The sequence below is a fragment of the Leptothermofonsia sp. ETS-13 genome, from assembly GCF_049200465.1.
Taxonomy (GTDB): domain Bacteria; phylum Cyanobacteriota; class Cyanobacteriia; order Leptolyngbyales; family Leptolyngbyaceae; genus Leptothermofonsia.
Genome location: NZ_CP120836.1, coordinates 2,504,933 through 2,520,236, shown reverse-complemented (window position 1 = coordinate 2,520,236; position 15,304 = coordinate 2,504,933). Strand labels below are relative to the sequence as shown.

Annotated in this window: 13 protein-coding genes; 10 read left to right on the top strand and 3 right to left on the bottom strand. The window is 50.2% G+C overall.

Features of this window, described 5'->3' with window-relative positions; translation table 11 throughout:
* Positions 1-774: 774 nt before the first annotated feature.
* From alaS to P4D80_RS11325, 3 genes are read right to left on the bottom strand one after another with little or no spacing between them, the layout of a single operon-like run.
* Complete coding sequence (alaS, locus tag P4D80_RS11335; RefSeq protein ID WP_421659253.1) at positions 775-3,417, bottom strand: alanine--tRNA ligase; 2,643 nt, start codon at positions 3,415-3,417, stop codon at positions 775-777.
* Between the two features lie 55 nt (positions 3,418-3,472).
* A complete protein-coding gene (locus P4D80_RS11330) occupies positions 3,473-4,603 on the bottom strand; it encodes a 1-acyl-sn-glycerol-3-phosphate acyltransferase (RefSeq protein WP_421659252.1) in 1,131 nt (376 codons plus the stop codon).
* A gap of 28 nt (positions 4,604-4,631) precedes the next feature.
* Positions 4,632-5,372, bottom strand: coding sequence for a response regulator transcription factor (locus P4D80_RS11325; protein WP_421659522.1), 741 nt, complete (start codon positions 5,370-5,372; stop codon positions 4,632-4,634).
* A gap of 565 nt (positions 5,373-5,937) precedes the next feature.
* Between P4D80_RS11325 and P4D80_RS11320 the strand changes: the two genes are divergently transcribed.
* The 10 genes from P4D80_RS11320 to P4D80_RS11275 all read left to right on the top strand — a co-directional run bounded on the left by P4D80_RS11320 (position 5,938) and on the right by P4D80_RS11275 (position 15,044).
* Positions 5,938-7,236, top strand: a complete 1,299-nt coding sequence (locus tag P4D80_RS11320) for a glycosyltransferase (protein ID WP_421659251.1) — start codon at positions 5,938-5,940, stop codon at positions 7,234-7,236.
* A gap of 188 nt (positions 7,237-7,424) precedes the next feature.
* A complete protein-coding gene (locus P4D80_RS11315) occupies positions 7,425-7,718 on the top strand; it encodes a hypothetical protein (protein ID WP_421659250.1) in 294 nt (97 codons plus the stop codon).
* Positions 7,719-7,725: 7 nt separating this feature from the next.
* On the top strand, positions 7,726-7,887 hold the full coding sequence (locus P4D80_RS11310; RefSeq protein WP_421659249.1) for a hypothetical protein: 162 nt from the start codon (positions 7,726-7,728) through the stop codon (positions 7,885-7,887).
* Positions 7,888-8,234: 347 nt separating this feature from the next.
* Positions 8,235-8,564 carry a hypothetical protein gene (locus P4D80_RS11305; RefSeq protein WP_421659248.1) on the top strand — a complete coding sequence of 110 codons (330 nt, stop codon included), beginning with the start codon at positions 8,235-8,237 and terminating at the stop codon, positions 8,562-8,564.
* The gene (locus P4D80_RS11300; protein ID WP_421659247.1) at positions 8,561-9,220 is read left to right on the top strand and encodes a hypothetical protein; all 660 of its coding nucleotides are present in this window, start codon (positions 8,561-8,563) and stop codon (positions 9,218-9,220) included. Before P4D80_RS11305 ends, P4D80_RS11300 begins: the two co-directional genes overlap by 4 nt.
* Positions 9,183-9,578: a DUF4186 domain-containing protein gene (locus tag P4D80_RS11295; protein WP_421659246.1), complete on the top strand. Its 396-nt coding sequence runs from the start codon at positions 9,183-9,185 to the stop codon at positions 9,576-9,578. The genes P4D80_RS11300 and P4D80_RS11295 overlap by 38 nt, the downstream gene beginning before the upstream one ends.
* Before the next feature lie 15 nt (positions 9,579-9,593).
* Positions 9,594-10,874 carry an FAD-dependent hydroxylase gene (locus tag P4D80_RS11290; protein WP_421659245.1) on the top strand — a complete coding sequence of 427 codons (1,281 nt, stop codon included), beginning with the start codon at positions 9,594-9,596 and terminating at the stop codon, positions 10,872-10,874.
* Between the two features lie 293 nt (positions 10,875-11,167).
* Positions 11,168-12,070, top strand: coding sequence for an ABC transporter ATP-binding protein (locus P4D80_RS11285; protein WP_421659244.1), 903 nt, complete (start codon positions 11,168-11,170; stop codon positions 12,068-12,070).
* A 278-nt stretch (positions 12,071-12,348) separates the two neighbouring features.
* The gene (locus P4D80_RS11280; protein ID WP_421659243.1) at positions 12,349-13,605 is read left to right on the top strand and encodes a glycosyltransferase; all 1,257 of its coding nucleotides are present in this window, start codon (positions 12,349-12,351) and stop codon (positions 13,603-13,605) included.
* Positions 13,606-13,688: 83 nt separating this feature from the next.
* Positions 13,689-15,044 (top strand): hypothetical protein, encoded by a 1,356-nt coding sequence (locus P4D80_RS11275; protein WP_421659242.1) that lies wholly within the window; start codon positions 13,689-13,691, stop codon positions 15,042-15,044.
* Positions 15,045-15,304 lie beyond the last annotated feature (260 nt).

Genomic DNA, 15,304 nt, shown 5'->3' with positions numbered 1-15,304 from the left:
CAGAGCTTCTCTGACCTTCCGAGCATCGTCTGATCCCATCCCTGATTGTGCGCCCAGTTGCCCCATGAATGGTTTCCTCTAACCTACTCCTGGAGGAGTGTTGAAGTTTACTTATAGCTATCGCCAGGTTGTTTAGAACCTTGGTTTTAAGGGGGTGTGGGGGCTTCGCCCCCAGCCAAGGGTGGAACCCCTGCATCTGTCCTAAGCCTGGCGGCTATAGCTACCTGCGTCTAACGGTCAGTATTCCCGCGTGAGCGATCAAACTCGTTATTAAAACTCGTTATTAAAACACGAGTAGCTCGTTCCTAAGTTACTCCTCATTTGGAGAAACGGACGACCGATTGGAAAAAATTTAAATCTCACCCATTTTTCTTGCAGTCCGTTCCTTGCCATCTGTAACAGATAGGGGTTGTGAACGATTTCAAAATTGCCGAGAAGCTCACTAGAGGATTATCAGAAGCATATATCCAAACTGCGCGATCGCGCCTGAAATTCAAGAAACTTGGTTTTCTTACTTACAGATTAAAATTTCTCCAGGATTAAAAGAATGTTTAAAAAGGTAGGGTCTATGCTGCTGAGCACTCAGTGAACCATCCTGGCTTCCCTTACAAAGGGGAAGACAGGCTCCAAGTCATTTTATTAAGGCGGGGTGAGGTTTTCGGAGTTATTTAATTCTCATTCCTAAGCGACCACTTTGGCTTCGGCAGACCAGTAATGGCTACAACCGTAGCAAGTGACCCACTAGTTTTAAGGAGCTAGGGGTTAAAGAGTGGTTTATTCATTTGAAACTGGCTGTAAACCTGATTCCAGTTGCTTTTTCGCTTCTGCTAAAGCTTCGGGAAGTTTGCTGGTGTCACGTCCACCTGCCTGAGCCAGGTTGGGGCGTCCGCCACCGCCGCCACCACAGAGTTTGGCGATCGCCCCGATAAACTTACCCGCCTGCAAGCCTCTCTTGTTCACTTCAGGACTGAATGCGGCCACCAGACTAACTTTCCCTTCCTCCGGTACAGAACCTAGAACCACTGCACCACTCTTAAGCTTCTGTTGCAACTGTTCAGCGGCAGTCATGAGGGAGTTAGGATCAACCCCATCCAGATGGGCAACCAGAACCTGGAAATCGCCAATGGTTTTTGCCTTGGCCAGCAGTTCATTGGCCCTGACGAGGGCAAGCTGTCCTTTCAGGGTATCGAGTTGTTTCTGAGTCGTCTTCAACTCATTCTGCAAGGCGGTGATGCGGTCAGGAATCTCTTCAGGTTTGATTTTGAAGCGATCGCTCAAATCGCGTACAATCCCATCGCGCACGTTCAAATACTCCAGCACGGCAGGACCGGCCACCGCTTCAATTCGGCGGATGCCAGCAGCTACACCCGATTCAGAGACAATCTTGAACAAGCCAATTTCGGCGGTGTTGTTGACATGAGTCCCGCCGCACAGTTCCATGGAGACGCCGGGAACATCCAGAACGCGGACTTCACTGCCGTACTTCTCGCCAAACATGGCGATCGCACCCCGTGCCTTTGCCTCAGCCAGGGGCAGGACATAGGTTTGAGCGGTATGGGCTTCGGCAATCCAGGTGTTGACCTGATCCTCAATCTGCTGCAATTCTTCTGGGGTGAGCGGACGAGGACAGTGAAAGTCAAATCGGAGACGATCAAAGGCAACTAGCGACCCCGCCTGGGAAATGCCGTCATCCACAATTTTCTTCAAAGCCGATTGCAGCAGATGGGTAGCGGTGTGATGCGCCTGAGCCCGACGACGGCAGGCAAGATCGATTTGGGCAGTCACCGAATCAGAAGGATGGAGGATGCCCCGCTCAACCCGCCCGTAATGGACAAAAAATCTGGATTCCTTCTTGACATCCTCAACCCGAACCAGCACATCGTCACCGGAAAGGTAGCCGCGATCGCCAATCTGCCCTCCCGACTCAGCGTAGAAGGGGGTTTGATCCAGCACCACCTGAACTTCAGTTCCCGCTTCGGCTGACTGAACAGGTTTGCCATTCACCATCAGCACCTGCACCACAGCCGCCGCTGAGGGCTGGGTGTATCCCAAAAACTCCGTTTCTTCAATGTGGTCGGCCAGGGTATCGAGGGTGCCCTGAGCCGTGAGATCGATAGTTTCATGGGCCATTTGGGAGCGACGGCGTTGTTTTTCCATCTCCTCCTCAAATCCTTCCAGGTCGACCGTCAGCCCTTTTTCAGCCGCAATTTCCTGGGTCAGTTCCAGCGGAAAGCCGTAGGTGTCGTAGAGGATAAAGGCATTCACGCCAGGAATTTGCCCACCGGGACCCAACTTCTCAATCAAGCCTGTCAGTTCGCGTTCACCAAACTCCAGCGTTTTAAGGAAGCGGACTTCTTCTCGTTGCAGGGAGACTTTAATCGTGCGCTCCATCACTCGTACATTCGGGTATGCCGTTTCGGAGAGGGCGATCGCGGTCTCCGCCACCTGAGGCGTAAATTCCTTATTGATCCCAATCAACCGCCCGTAGCGAATGACCCGCCGGATCAGCCGCCGCAGCACGTAGCCCCGCCCTTCATTGGAGGCAACGATACCATCGGCCAGCATGTGAACTACCGCACGGGTATGGTCACCAATGATTTTGAGTGCCACTCTGGTTGGCTCATCGGCTTTGGCGTAGTTCACCCCGGCAATCTCTGCTGCCTTTTGGACAATTGGGAAAATCAGGTCAGTTTCGTAGTTGTTCGGCTTTTTCTGGAGGATTTGCGCCATCCGCTCCAGTCCCATGCCGGTATCAATGTTCTTGTTTTGCAAGGGGGTCAGCCTGCCTTCCGGATCCCGGTTGTACTGCATGAACACCAGGTTATAGAACTCCAGAAAGCGACTGTCGTCTTCTAAATCGATGAAATCATCCCCCAATTCGGGCTTGAAGTCGTAGTAAATCTCGGAGCAGGGACCGCAGGGACCCGTGGGACCCGAAACCCAGAAGTTGTCCTTTTCGCCCATGCGCTGGATGCGGTGAGCCGGAATGCCAATCTCGTCCCGCCAGATGGCAAAGGCTTCGTCGTCATCTTCAAAGACGCTGACCACCAACTGCTCTGGTGGAAAGCCATAAACCTTGGTGGAAAGTTCCCAGGCCCAGGCGATCGCCTGGGACTTGAAATAGTCGCCAAAGCTGAAATTGCCCAGCATCTCAAAGAAAGTGTGGTGCCGGGCGGTGCGTCCCACATTCTCAATGTCATTGGTGCGGATACACTTTTGCGATGTCGTAGCCCGGGTAAACTCCGCCGCTCGCTGTCCCAAAAAGATCGGCTTGAAGGGCAGCATTCCGGCGATCGTCAGCAGCACAGTGGGGTCTTCCGGTACGAGGGACGCGCTGGGAAGAACTTTGTGTCCTCTGGCTGCATAAAAATCGAGAAACGCCTGACGAATTTCAGCGCCGCTTTTGGGAGTAGACATGGAGCTTCTGTGAACCAAATTCAATAACGCAATAACCGCTGATCTTTATGATGCCTTATGTTCCGGTCAAGTCGTGTAGTCGTTTGCGAATCTGGTCAATTTCCGCCTGGAGGCGCAATCGCAACCCCTCCGCCATCTGGTAGCTGATGGCCCGCTGGGAACGCTGCCCCTTGCCACAACTCCCCCACCCGTGGCACCTGCCTGTTTCAGATTCCCCCTCACCTGTCGCTCCATTAGCGTCTTCTTCCCACGGTCGCCAGACAGGCTGAATAAAATATTGCAAACGAGTTCTGACTGCCCAGACTCCCAACGACGGAAACAGGAGAAAAGCCAGAATGAGAGGAGAAATGGGAAACATGGGCAGCTTGAGCCATTGCGCCAATCGCCTTACATTGAAGGTATAGGGATGGAGGTATTCGCTGCCGATACAGATGACTGGTACAATCGGAACCCGGTAACGCAAACTGAGGCGGACAAAGCTGGGGTCAAAAGAGGCTAACTGATACCGCTGTTGCCAACCTTTGGCCAATCCGCGCCAGCCTTCTGGGGCATAGAGTAAGACAACGTCCTTGACGATCGGTTCTGGCGTTGCTTCGAGGGTGCGATCGCCACAGACGGAGGCTAGCGCAGCTTCAAAACTCTGCCGTTCCGCCCGCACTCCGCCCAGGACCTGCGCCCAGCCTCGTGGTAACCACCACACCAACCAGGGATGGTCAAAAAAGATTGGATGCGCCAGGGGCTGAACAAATCGCTCCTGTACCTGGGATAGCAACAGACCCAACCCCATAAAATCCCAGGGGAAACACATTCCCGCATGGTTCATAGCAACAATCAACGGACCCGATACAAAAAGATTCTCGGTTTGGTACAGTACTCCCCGAAAGTAGTGCTTCAAAATTGGAGCCAGTATCTCCTGCTGAAACGCTTTTTGGTAAACCGGGTCAGGCTCAACCTGATTCGATGCCGGAGCCCGACACCCAAGCCTCAGCCAGCGAATGAACAGGGCAATATAGAATCCGCAGGGCAGCAAAAATAGCCCATACTCAAACCACTTCCAACCGTCTGGGTCAGTTTTGTAATGCTGCCAGTGGCGATTAAACAGGATTAACCAACCGGGGGGATACCACAGGCAAAACCAGTCGAACCAACTGAACCGGTAGGGGGACGTTGATACCGTTACACTCAAACCAAGTTCCGCTTGCGTTACTGCAAAATTAACCGGCTAAAGATTCTTCGCTGTCTGCATTCTGTCCAGAAGCAGGCAGTTCCAAACAGTAGCCTGCACCATACACTGTTTTAATGTAGCGAGGATGGCGGGGATCGGGTTCTAGTTTAGTCCTTAAGTGACGGACATGAACGCGAATGGTCTCAATATCATCATCGGGATCATACCCCCAAACCTCTTTTAGAATTTCGCTGGGAGAAACGGTTTGCCCGTGCCGTTGAAGCAGGCAGTGAAGCAGCTCAAACTCCAGATGGGTTAACTTGACCGTCTGATCAAACCAGATCGCTTCAAACCGCTCCGGTACAAGGGTGAGAGGGCCATAGCTCAAAATTTCGCTGTGCTTAGCAGCCTGAGGAATGCGATCAGTTCGACGCAGCAGAGCACGTACCCGTGCCAGCATTTCTTCAATTTCAAAGGGTTTGGTTAAGTAGTCATCAGCCCCTGCATTAAAGCCATCGACCTTGTTTTGAGTTTGCCCCAAAGCTGTCAGCATCAATACTGGAATGTCTGCGGTGCGCTCATCTCGCCTCAGGCGTTGACAAATGGTGAACCCATCTACCTTTGGCAGCATCAAATCCAGCATGATTAAATCGGGCTGTAGCTGGAGAGCCATTGCCTGACCTTTGACGCCATCACTAGCTTGATTGACATCGTAGCCAGCCATTTCTAGATTTACGGCGACCAGTTCCGAAATTGAGGGGTCATCGTCTATGACGAGTATCCGGGGCATCATTCAAAGGGATAACTTTTACAGCGGCTGGTCATTATAGCGATCCTGCTTGAAATTTGAACGGGGTGCAGGGTTTCCACTCCCCTTGTTCACAAGCTATTTGTGAACGCTATAGTAACCATTCAGAAGTTTTCTGTACAAATTATAAACACGAAATCTAAATCTTTCTAAAGAAGCTATACCTCAATGCAAAGAATCTTTTGGAAGGCAACAAGTCTTAACTAAATTTTATCCTAATTATCTGGTATTGCCGCGCGTTATAAGAAGGAAGTCATTGCTGTTATAGCGATCCTGCTTGAAGTTTGAACAGGGTGCAGGGGTTCTCCCCCTGTATAGAGGCTTTTCCCCCTTTGTTCATAAACTATTTGGTTCTCCTGGCTTGCCGGTGAAAGAGTAGCATAAGCCACTTCGTTATCCCGATAAAATCTCTGGAAAATTGATTTTGGTTTGGTAATAAGCATCACTTATAGCTCTACGCGGGTGCATTAGGACATTGGAATTAGAGAGGGAGTGGGGGCTTCGCCCCCAGCCAGGGGTTCCACCCCTGCACTTCGTCCTAACCACAATGACTACCGCTATATCACCAAACTATCAGGAGAGCCAATTATTTGTGAGCGCTATAGAAGAACTGGAGGCATGTGAAATCGTGATTGTTCTGGCTGCATTAGTCCTGGCTTTGATTGGAATCAGTATTCAACTAGCCAAATTGCACCAGGTTGCAAAGTCGGCTCCCAGGCTTCAAATTCTGGGTAAGTGCCTGGCCTTGGAGCCTCTCAGCTCTGATCAAGACGCTCAAGCCAGGGGAGCGAAGGTTGCTGTAATCATTCCTGCCTATAACGAGGCAGACAATATTGAGGGTTGTGTCACCTCGGTGCTGGAAAGTACGGAAGCGGCAACGGAATCGATCACCGTTTGGGTAGTGGATGATCAGTCCAGCGATCGCACCCTGGAAATTGCTCAGACGTTACAAACGACCCTGAACGATCCCCGCTTCAATATCCTGGTGGGGCAGCCTCGCCCCCAGGATGAGGGTTGGATAGGGAAAAACTGGGCCTGTTTTCAAGGAGCACAGCAAGCCAGGGGAGAGTTCCTGTTATTCCTGGATGCAGATGTGCGTTTGAAGCCGGGGGCGATCGCAACAGCGATCTACACCATGCAAACTGAAGCTATTGATTTACTGACGCTCTGTCCCCAGGTAGTCTGTGGTTGTTTGGGAGAGTGGTTGGTGCAACCGTTGATTCTGGCTCTGCTGGCAGTAGGGTTCGATTTTTCTGAGGTAAGCGATCCTACCAGCGAAGTTGCTTTTGCCAATGGTCAATTTATGCTGTTTCGGCGGAGTGCCTACGAAACATTGGGCGGGCATCGAGCAGTTGCCCGCCAGGTGGTAGAAGACGTAGAACTGGCGCGACGAGTCAAACAGAAAGGCTTGGCGCTGAAGTATGCAATAGGACACGACCTGGCATCGGTACGAATGTACCCCTCCTGGGCAGCGGTCTGGGAAGGCTGGACAAAAAACTGGTATCTCGGCTCTCGTCGCAATCTGCCAGTCACCTTATACACGGCTGGGATCGTTGTTTGGCTTTGTGCCCTGCCCTGGTTGGTTTTAGTTTTTCTCCTGGGCCAGGCCATCTTCATGGGGTTGAACTGGCTGGGCTGGCTGGCGGTTGGAGTTGCTTTTGCCACGATAGTGCTTCAGTATGAATTGCGGCAAACCATCAAAGAGATAACTGCCATTCCACCGCGATATTGGTGGCTAACTAGCCTAGGAGGCATCTTAGTGGCCGCGATCGCCCTTGGCTCCATCATCAAAACTGAAACCGGCTGGGGCTGGACGTGGCGTGGGCGATCGCTGAAAGGGAAATGAGATTCAGTTGTTAATTGTTAGTTGTTGGTTGTTTAGTTGGTAGAGAGAGGTGAGGTGTGGGTGATAGGGGGAATGGGGGATAGGATGAGGTTTCTTTACTCCCCCACTCCCCTACTCCATCATTCCCCCACTCCCTCACTCCATTACCCTCCCACTTCTCCACCCTCTCTCTCCCCCTCTCTCCCACCATGCATCTCGACACGGTTGTTCTAGTCCTGCTTCAGATTCTGATTGTCATCAGGTTATCCCGTCTGGTTGGGTTGGCTTTTCGCCAGATCCATCAGCCGTTGGTGATTGGCGAAATTGTAGCTGGAATCATGCTGGGGCCATCGCTGTTGAGGCTGGTTGCACCCAATCTGGGAAGGGCTTTGTTTCCGGCTCATGCAGTGCCGTATCTGGGGATTTTGTCCCAAATTGGGCTGATTTTTCGTGTTTCTGATCGGGCTGGAGCTAGACCCCCAGTACCTCAAGAGTTAGCTTGATATTGCCGTGCTGACTTCTCACGTCAGTATTCTGGTGCCTTTTTCCCTGGAGGCACTGCTGTCTTTGCTGCTCTACCTGTTGGTTTTCAATGCGGATGTTTCATTCACGGCATTTGCCCTGTTTTTAGGAGTGGCGATGTCAATTACAGCTTTTCCGGTACTCGCATGAATCATTACTAAGAACCATCTTTTCTATTACCTATTTTTTGCCTACAGCGGACTGCAGACTCAGATTGAATTACTCGACAGCCTCATCCTCTATTTGCTTTGTGGGCTGTTAGTGCTGATGGCGATCGCAGGCAAATTTGTGGAACCTATGTCACTGCTCGATTGTGCGGGGTTGACAAGCAGGAATTGATTGCCAACACGGCAAGCTGGAAAGGATTCTGGTTCCCTATATTCCCAATACCTACAATGACCTGGGACTGAAGATTGCCCTGAGGTTGCTGGTCAATAGTCAAGACTGCTCCCTCTTCTACCATCCTCTGCGTTAACCAGGAAGACCAGACAAACGAATTGATCTACAAACTCCGGACATTGCTGAATCGGCTTCCTGCGCCGATACGAAAACGCATTCATATTCCCCAGGTCACAGCAGAAAATCCAATAGAGGCAGATGTGGAAGTGTCTGGCAGGGTAGACCTGACCATTGCAGGAGCCAGCCGCGAATGGGGATTAGAACGTCAAACTCTGGATTATTACACTGATGAGTTGGCTGTTCGCTGCCAGTCATCGCTGCTGATTACCCGCCGTTACAGCCAGATGAGTAGCCACCTGGCATCGGTTCTCAAAGCCAGTGAACTGGAAGTTGCCGCAGAGCCACAAAAACCGGAGGTCAATGCATGAGCGGCCATTGTAGCTCGAAATCACTGGCATTCTATGGGTTAGCGATCGCCTCAGTTACGACCCTTTTTTACTTGACATCTGCTTACGGTGAAGCCAATCTGCAAGCCCCTCGCCGAATCGATGGTCGCTATCAAGTTTCGATGCAGAATCCGCCGGAGTGCCTTAAATCCGACTCCTTGCTCCTGATTGTGCAACAATCCGACATTTTTCTGACTGGGACTCTCCTGAGCGGTGATACTTCGCCGGGAAAAGTAGAGGGACGTCCCCTACTGACTGGCCGCTGGAATAACCAGCAACTTACTCTTCAGGGAACTGTTAACCCGTGCCCGGAACCCATCAACATTCAAGGACGCTTTGATGAAGCTCCCCAATCCGGTAAAACTGACCTGGCAAAATTAAGCGGTACCCTGGATTTCAATGTTGACCCTGGAGTAAGGCCAAGCGTACCCTTTATAGCTCTACGCGGGTGCGTTAGAACATTGGAATTAGAGAGGGAGTGGGGGCTTTGCCCCCAGCCGGGGGTTCCACCCCTGCACCCCGTCCTAACCATAATGACTACCGCTATACTGCCAGAAAAGAAGCAGTTCAAGAATCATCAGAAAATCCGGGGCTCTAACCATGCGCGACCTGGAAGAACTGTTCGCCAAACTTGCTGAATCCTCATTTCGGAGCAGTTTCCACCTACGGGAACCAGAGCGCAGCTATCTTCACCGCAAGGGGATGGATATCATTATTCAACACGCTACCGATTTTGTTGAAAAGCGCCTCGCACCTGCCTTACCAGCTAATGATGGTAAGCAAACTCCCTACCGCAACCATCCCGTCTTTGTGGCTCAACATGCCACAGGCACCTGCTGCCGAAGTTGCCTGGAGAAGTGGCATGGCATCCCCAAAGGAAATCCTCTGAATGAGGAAGAGAAGCGGTACATCGTATCTGTAATCGAGCGCTGGTTGGAGAAGGAAGCCCTTGATACCCTTCAGCGATCGCGCAACAATGGATGTAACGAACTTTAACGAATTCTCTTTAAGATGACGCTGGAGCAGCTTGTCGTTCCTTCGATTTCTCAGATTCCAACCAACTTTGAACAATCGGTTTCTGGTCAGCAGAAACAGGTTGACTACGATTTGGTGATTGTGGGTGGGGGATTGGTCGGAATAACCCTTGCCTGTGCGCTCAAGGACTCCGGTTTGCAGGTGGCGCTGGTGGAAGCGAGGCCAGAATCGGTAGCCGTTGCTAGAGGTCAAGCGTATCACATCAACTTGCTGTCAAGTCAGATCTTTCAGGACATCGGTGTTTGGGCGAAGATGTGCCCTGAAGTGAACCCGATTGAGCAAATTCATCTCTCTGATGGAACTTATCCTAGAGTGGTGAAATTTCTGCGGCATGACTTGAATCGGGAGGTGCTGGGTTATGTGGCGGAACACCGGGTGTTACTGGAGGCGTTACAGGGGTTTCTGCACCGATGCCCTAATGTGACCTATCTCTGTCCGGCGGAGCTAACAGGGATTGAGTACCAGGCGGATGTGGTGGAGCTATGGCTAACCCAGGCCGGGGAAAGTCGGCAAATTCGTTCTCGCTTATTGGTGGCAGCGGATGGGGTGCGATCTCTCATTCGACAACAGGCGGGCATTCGTACCCAGGGTTGGCAGTACTGGCAGTCCTGTGTGGTTGCCTTCATCCGACCCGAAAGGTCTCACCAGAACATCGCCTATGAGCGATTTCAACCCGATGGTCCGTTTGCCATTCTGCCCCTACCTGACAATCTCTGCCGCATCGTTTGGACAGCTCCCCAGTCTAAAGCAGAAGCCATCCTGGCCTTGGATGATAATCAGTTTCTGGCCAAGCTGAAGCAGCGATATGGAGATCAGATGGGTGAGCTATCGCTGGTGGGCGATCGCTTCCTGTTTCCGGTTCAGTTGATGCACAGTACTCGTTACGTTCAACCCCGTCTGGCTTTGATTGGCGATGCTGCCCACTGTTGCCATCCTGTGGGTGGACAAGGGGTGAATCTGGGGATTCGAGATGCCGCTGCCCTGGCAGAAATTCTGCAAACAGCTCACCAGCAAGGGAAGGATATCGGTAACCTAGCCGTACTGAAACAGTATGAGCGCTGGCGCAAACTGGAGAATTTGACGATTCTAGGCTTTACCGATCTCCTCAACCGCCTGTTTTCGAATCAACTGGTGCCGCTGGTCATTCTGCGCCGTTTGGGGCTGCTGGCAATGCAGGCAGTTCACCCGGTCAGAGCCACGGCCCTGCGTTTAATGACGGGGCTTCTGGGTCGGGCTCCAAAGCTGGCTCAAAGATGAGGAATGATAAGTCATTGTTAACTTATAAGGTCGATTTATAAGTAGGTAACCATAACTAATTTAAGGGGGAAAGTGGGGGCCGCACCTCCAGGTAAAGGGGCACCCTTTCCACCCTTAAAATCATCCTTAATTGCACCTGGCTAGTTATATAGCTCTACGCAGGTGCTTCAGGACATTGGAATTAAAGAGGGAGTGGGGGCTTTGCCCCCAGCCAGGGGTGGAACCCCTGCACCCCGTCCTAACCACAATGACTATCGCTATAACTGTTCATTATTCTTGAGTGGAGCCTGGTTGTGTTAAAGATTGAGCGGCTCAGAAAGACCTACGGCAATCAACCAGTTCTGCAAGAACTGAGTTTGGCGATCGCTCCTGGTGAAATCTATGGCTTGCTTGGACCCAACGGTTCTGGCAAAACAACTACTATCAACATTCTCTGCAACCTATTGCGGGCCGATAGCGGAATGGTTGAAATTAATGGTCAGCCTATCTCTGAGCAGACCAAACGCATCATTGGCGTTGCTCCCCAGGAAAACCTGCTATACCGGACACTCACCTGTGCAGAAAACCTCAACTTCTTTGCCAGCCTCTATGGGTTGAACAGTCTTCGAAAGCGGCAGCGAGTAGAGTTTTGCTTGGAAGCGGTGGGGTTGACTGCTGTAGCAAAACGTCCGGCGGAGGCATTGAGTGGCGGAATGCAACGACGGTTGAATTTAGCGATCGCCCTCATCCATCAACCTAAGCTTCTCATTCTGGACGAACCCACTACTGGCCTTGACCTCGAAGCCCGCTACGAACTGTGGGATTTAATCAAACAACAGCAACAGCAGGGCATTACGGTTCTACTAACCACTCACCTGTTAGAAGAAGCAGAGCGTTTGTGCGATCGTATCGGTATCCTCAAGCAGGGACGCCTCCTGGCAGAAGGCACCCTGGCAGAGCTTCGCCGACTCATCCCTGCTCAAGAAATTATTTTGGTCCAAACTTCAGAGGAGGACAGAGCGATCGCCCGCGCCCAAGAACTTGGCTTCACCCATCGTCACTATGGCAACGATCTCGCCTTCTGGCTGCCCCAGTCCCTCAATCTAAAACAAATTCTTGCTTACTTCGACGGCATTCCGATTGATTCTATCTCGCGCCAATCTGTTCGTTTGGAGCACATATATCTGGACCTAGTGAATAGTAAGGAGTCATCATGACAATCCAATGATTTTTAACTTGGACAAAATTTACTAACCCTATCTTTATAACAAGTAGGAATATAACTAATTTCAATCAAAGAAACTCATTGTCCATTTCAGGACAACCGCATCTTTGCTTACTTAGTTAATAGAGTTCTTCCGGCTTGCTGGTGAAAGAGTAGCTTAATATTACTCTTTACAAAGCCCCTGGAATATTGATTTTGTTTTGGTAACAAGCTTTGCCTATTACCAAATTCCCAGGAGAGACTAAATCCGTGTCCCTTAAGAGTCATTCCATGCACATAACGCAACACGCAAGCATCCTACCTGTTCCATCGGGGCCACTTCAGGTTTCCAGACTTCCTCAAGGAGTCGCAGGTTTAACCAGCGAAGGTTCCAGTCTGGTTGCCCCGGTGCGACTTTCCCTTATCGTCCCAACCTATAACGAGGGCGGCAACATTGAAAAAATTGTCAGCCTCTTAAGTCATCTCCTGGATCAGACAATTCCTGGGGACTATGAGTTAATCGTTGTAGATGATGACAGCCCGGACAAAACCTGGGAACTGGCACAGAATCTGACATCTCAGCATCCCAGACTGCGGGTGATGCGCCGCCAGCACGAACGGGGACTTTCTACGGCTGTAATTCGGGGTTGGCAGGCAGCTAGAGGTGAAATTCTGGGTGTTATTGATGGAGACTTGCAACATCCACCTGAGATTCTCCTCAAACTGTTGGAGGAAATTGAGCGGGGAGCCGACCTGGCAGTTGCCAGCCGACACGTTGAAGGAGGCGGGGTCAGTGATTGGAGTGCAGTGCGGCGCTTTCTGTCCCGTGGTGCCCAGTTGCTGGGGCTGATTATGTTGCCCAGAGTGGTGAGCCGGGTTTCGGACCCCATGAGTGGCTATTTCATGGTGCGGCGTAGCGCGATCGCCGGGTGCCTGCTGAATCCCCTGGGCTACAAGATTTTGATTGAAGTGCTGGGGCGGGGCAACATTGACCAGATTGCTGAGGTTGGCTATGTTTTTCAGGAACGGGAAGCAGGGGAAAGCAAAGTCACCTGGAAGCACTACACTGATTACCTGCATCATCTATTGCGGTTGCGGCTCTCTTCTGGTCGGATTGGGCGGCTGCGTCAACGGCTCCGTTTTCCCATTGGGCGCTTCCTCCGGTTTGGGGTGGTTGGTGCCAGTGGTTTAGTGGTAGACATGGGCATATTGTACCTGCTTTATGATCGGCTGGGGCTGGGGCTGACCCGGAGTGCCATTCTGGCAGCAGAACTTGCCATTATCAACAACTTCATCTGGAACGACCGCTGGACATTTAAGGATCTCGCTGCAAAACAACGGGGATGGCGCAGGCGAATCAAGCGACTGATGAAATTCAACATCATCTGTTTGATGGGTCTAATTTTGAAGGTGCTGTTGCTGAACCTTTTATTTAATGGGCTGCATCTCAATGCGTATCTGGCGAATTTTCTGGCGATCGCCGCAGTCACTCTATGGAATTTCTGGATCAATTTGAAGCTCAGCTGGCGCGTGACTGAAGTTAAGTGAATTTACTAATTCGTGCTTCAGTTCCAAATAGGATCTAGAAACTTCTTGTCTCCCGTGTTGATGCTCTTGGAGACCGCAAAATCATGACCAATAATCGCCTTCCACAGCAGGTCAAACAGCTTTTTATCGTTGGGCTTGCTATCTCTTCTATGCTATGTGTTGAATCGCAATCCTGGCGAGGAAAACCTGATTATGTTCCAGACTATTTTCAATATATTCGCATGGGCATAGAGTACTTATGCCTGAATATCATTTATGTCATCTGGCTCGTACTCAAGTTGAAAAAAACTCAAGAAACAGACAAATCTCCCTCTTTCTACAGTGTTCTAAAGTTTAGTACTCCGTTTCTTCTGATCGCTTTCATTGCATATCCAACGACGGCGGATATCTATACCTATCTCCACTCAGGATTAATGACTCTGAATGGTCTTAATCCATACCTTGTCCCTGCAGGAAAGTTTGATTCAATTATTTCTCCGTTTTTAGCCTGGTATCAAACTTCTACCTATGGTCCTGTTTCACAAGTACTTTTCGCCATTGCCGCCTGGTTTACACCTGTAAGTATTGTGCTGGGTGTATATGTCTTTAAACTTTTATGTTTATTATTTCATATAGGAAATTCTTATTTTATTGGGATTCAATTGAAAGGAAGCCGCTACCAAGCTGCGATCGCCGGAGGCTACTTACTTACTCCGATTCTACTATTTGAACACGTTGCCCAGGCGCATGTTGATGTTTTCCTATCAACAATTTTAATCATTCTAATTGCCTGTCTTAGACAGCAGCGATACATTTTGAGTGTTGTTTTCAGCTGGATTGGTTTTCTGTGCAAAACACTGCCAATCATTTGGTTACCATTGGTCCTTCTTTTAATTATCCGTAGGAGACGCTGGAAGATATTACTACTATCTGCCTGCTTTTCTCTCATTTTGATCGCAACCCTATCTTTCAGCATCCTTCCTGACTACAAAGCCTGGATTAGTCTCTTAAATTCGGGGGTTATATGGCAAACTGCTGGGTCATTTCATAACATACTAGAAGTAGTACTACATTACCTTCAGAGTTTTCTGCCAAAAGCAATATCAGGTGAGAAAAGTTATCGCCTGGTCATTCCTTTTAAGGGTCTTACCTACCTTGGCTACATTATTTTTTACATCTGGCTGCTATTGAGAGCCTATTTCAAAAAAAGTTATACTGAGAATCATCTAATTTTAGATATGGGATGGGCAACCTTAATTCTTTTTCTGTTTGCAACACCCTGGTATCAGCCCTGGTATGCTTCAATTCTGTTACCCCTTGTGGCTCTACTGATTACCACACCCTTTCATCGTCAATCTTTGCTATTTATCTTTGCCAGCTTAATCTTTTGCTTGTCCAGTACGTCCTACCATTTATTATCTGTACCTGGTGGGCAACCTGTTCTTTTTTGGAATTGTTAGTCTGATGACAGTTGTACCCCCCGTATGGATACTTCTGACCGGCTCAAAATTTCTTCCTGACTTGCAAAGTGTGGATGAGTGGAAGGATAGGGGTGTGATGGAGTAGGAGAGTAACAGAGTGATGGATGTAAAGAGCAATTGCCTGTCACCCCATTCCCCTGTCCCCCCTCTACCCCTCCACCCCTTTCTAACGACTAACAACCAACCACAAACAACTAATGATCCCTCACCCCTGTCCCCTGCTATATAACTGGTATAAG

Bases quoted from the DNA above. Each gene is read 5' to 3' on its own strand.
- P4D80_RS11290 (WP_421659245.1), top strand. From the start codon at position 9,594: ATGACGCTGGAGCAGCTTGTCGTTCCTTCGATTTCTCAGATTCCAACC.
- P4D80_RS11280 (WP_421659243.1), top strand. From the start codon at position 12,349: ATGCACATAACGCAACACGCAAGCATCCTACCTGTTCCATCGGGGCCA.
- P4D80_RS11295 (WP_421659246.1), top strand. From the start codon at position 9,183: ATGCGCGACCTGGAAGAACTGTTCGCCAAACTTGCTGAATCCTCATTT.
- P4D80_RS11325 (WP_421659522.1), bottom strand. From the start codon at position 5,372: ATGCCCCGGATACTCGTCATAGACGATGACCCCTCAATTTCGGAACTG.
- P4D80_RS11300 (WP_421659247.1), top strand. From the start codon at position 8,561: ATGAGCGGCCATTGTAGCTCGAAATCACTGGCATTCTATGGGTTAGCG.
- P4D80_RS11315 (WP_421659250.1), top strand. From the start codon at position 7,425: ATGCATCTCGACACGGTTGTTCTAGTCCTGCTTCAGATTCTGATTGTC.
- P4D80_RS11320 (WP_421659251.1), top strand. From the start codon at position 5,938: ATGACTACCGCTATATCACCAAACTATCAGGAGAGCCAATTATTTGTG.
- P4D80_RS11275 (WP_421659242.1), top strand. From the start codon at position 13,689: ATGACCAATAATCGCCTTCCACAGCAGGTCAAACAGCTTTTTATCGTT.
- alaS (WP_421659253.1), bottom strand. From the start codon at position 3,417: ATGTCTACTCCCAAAAGCGGCGCTGAAATTCGTCAGGCGTTTCTCGAT.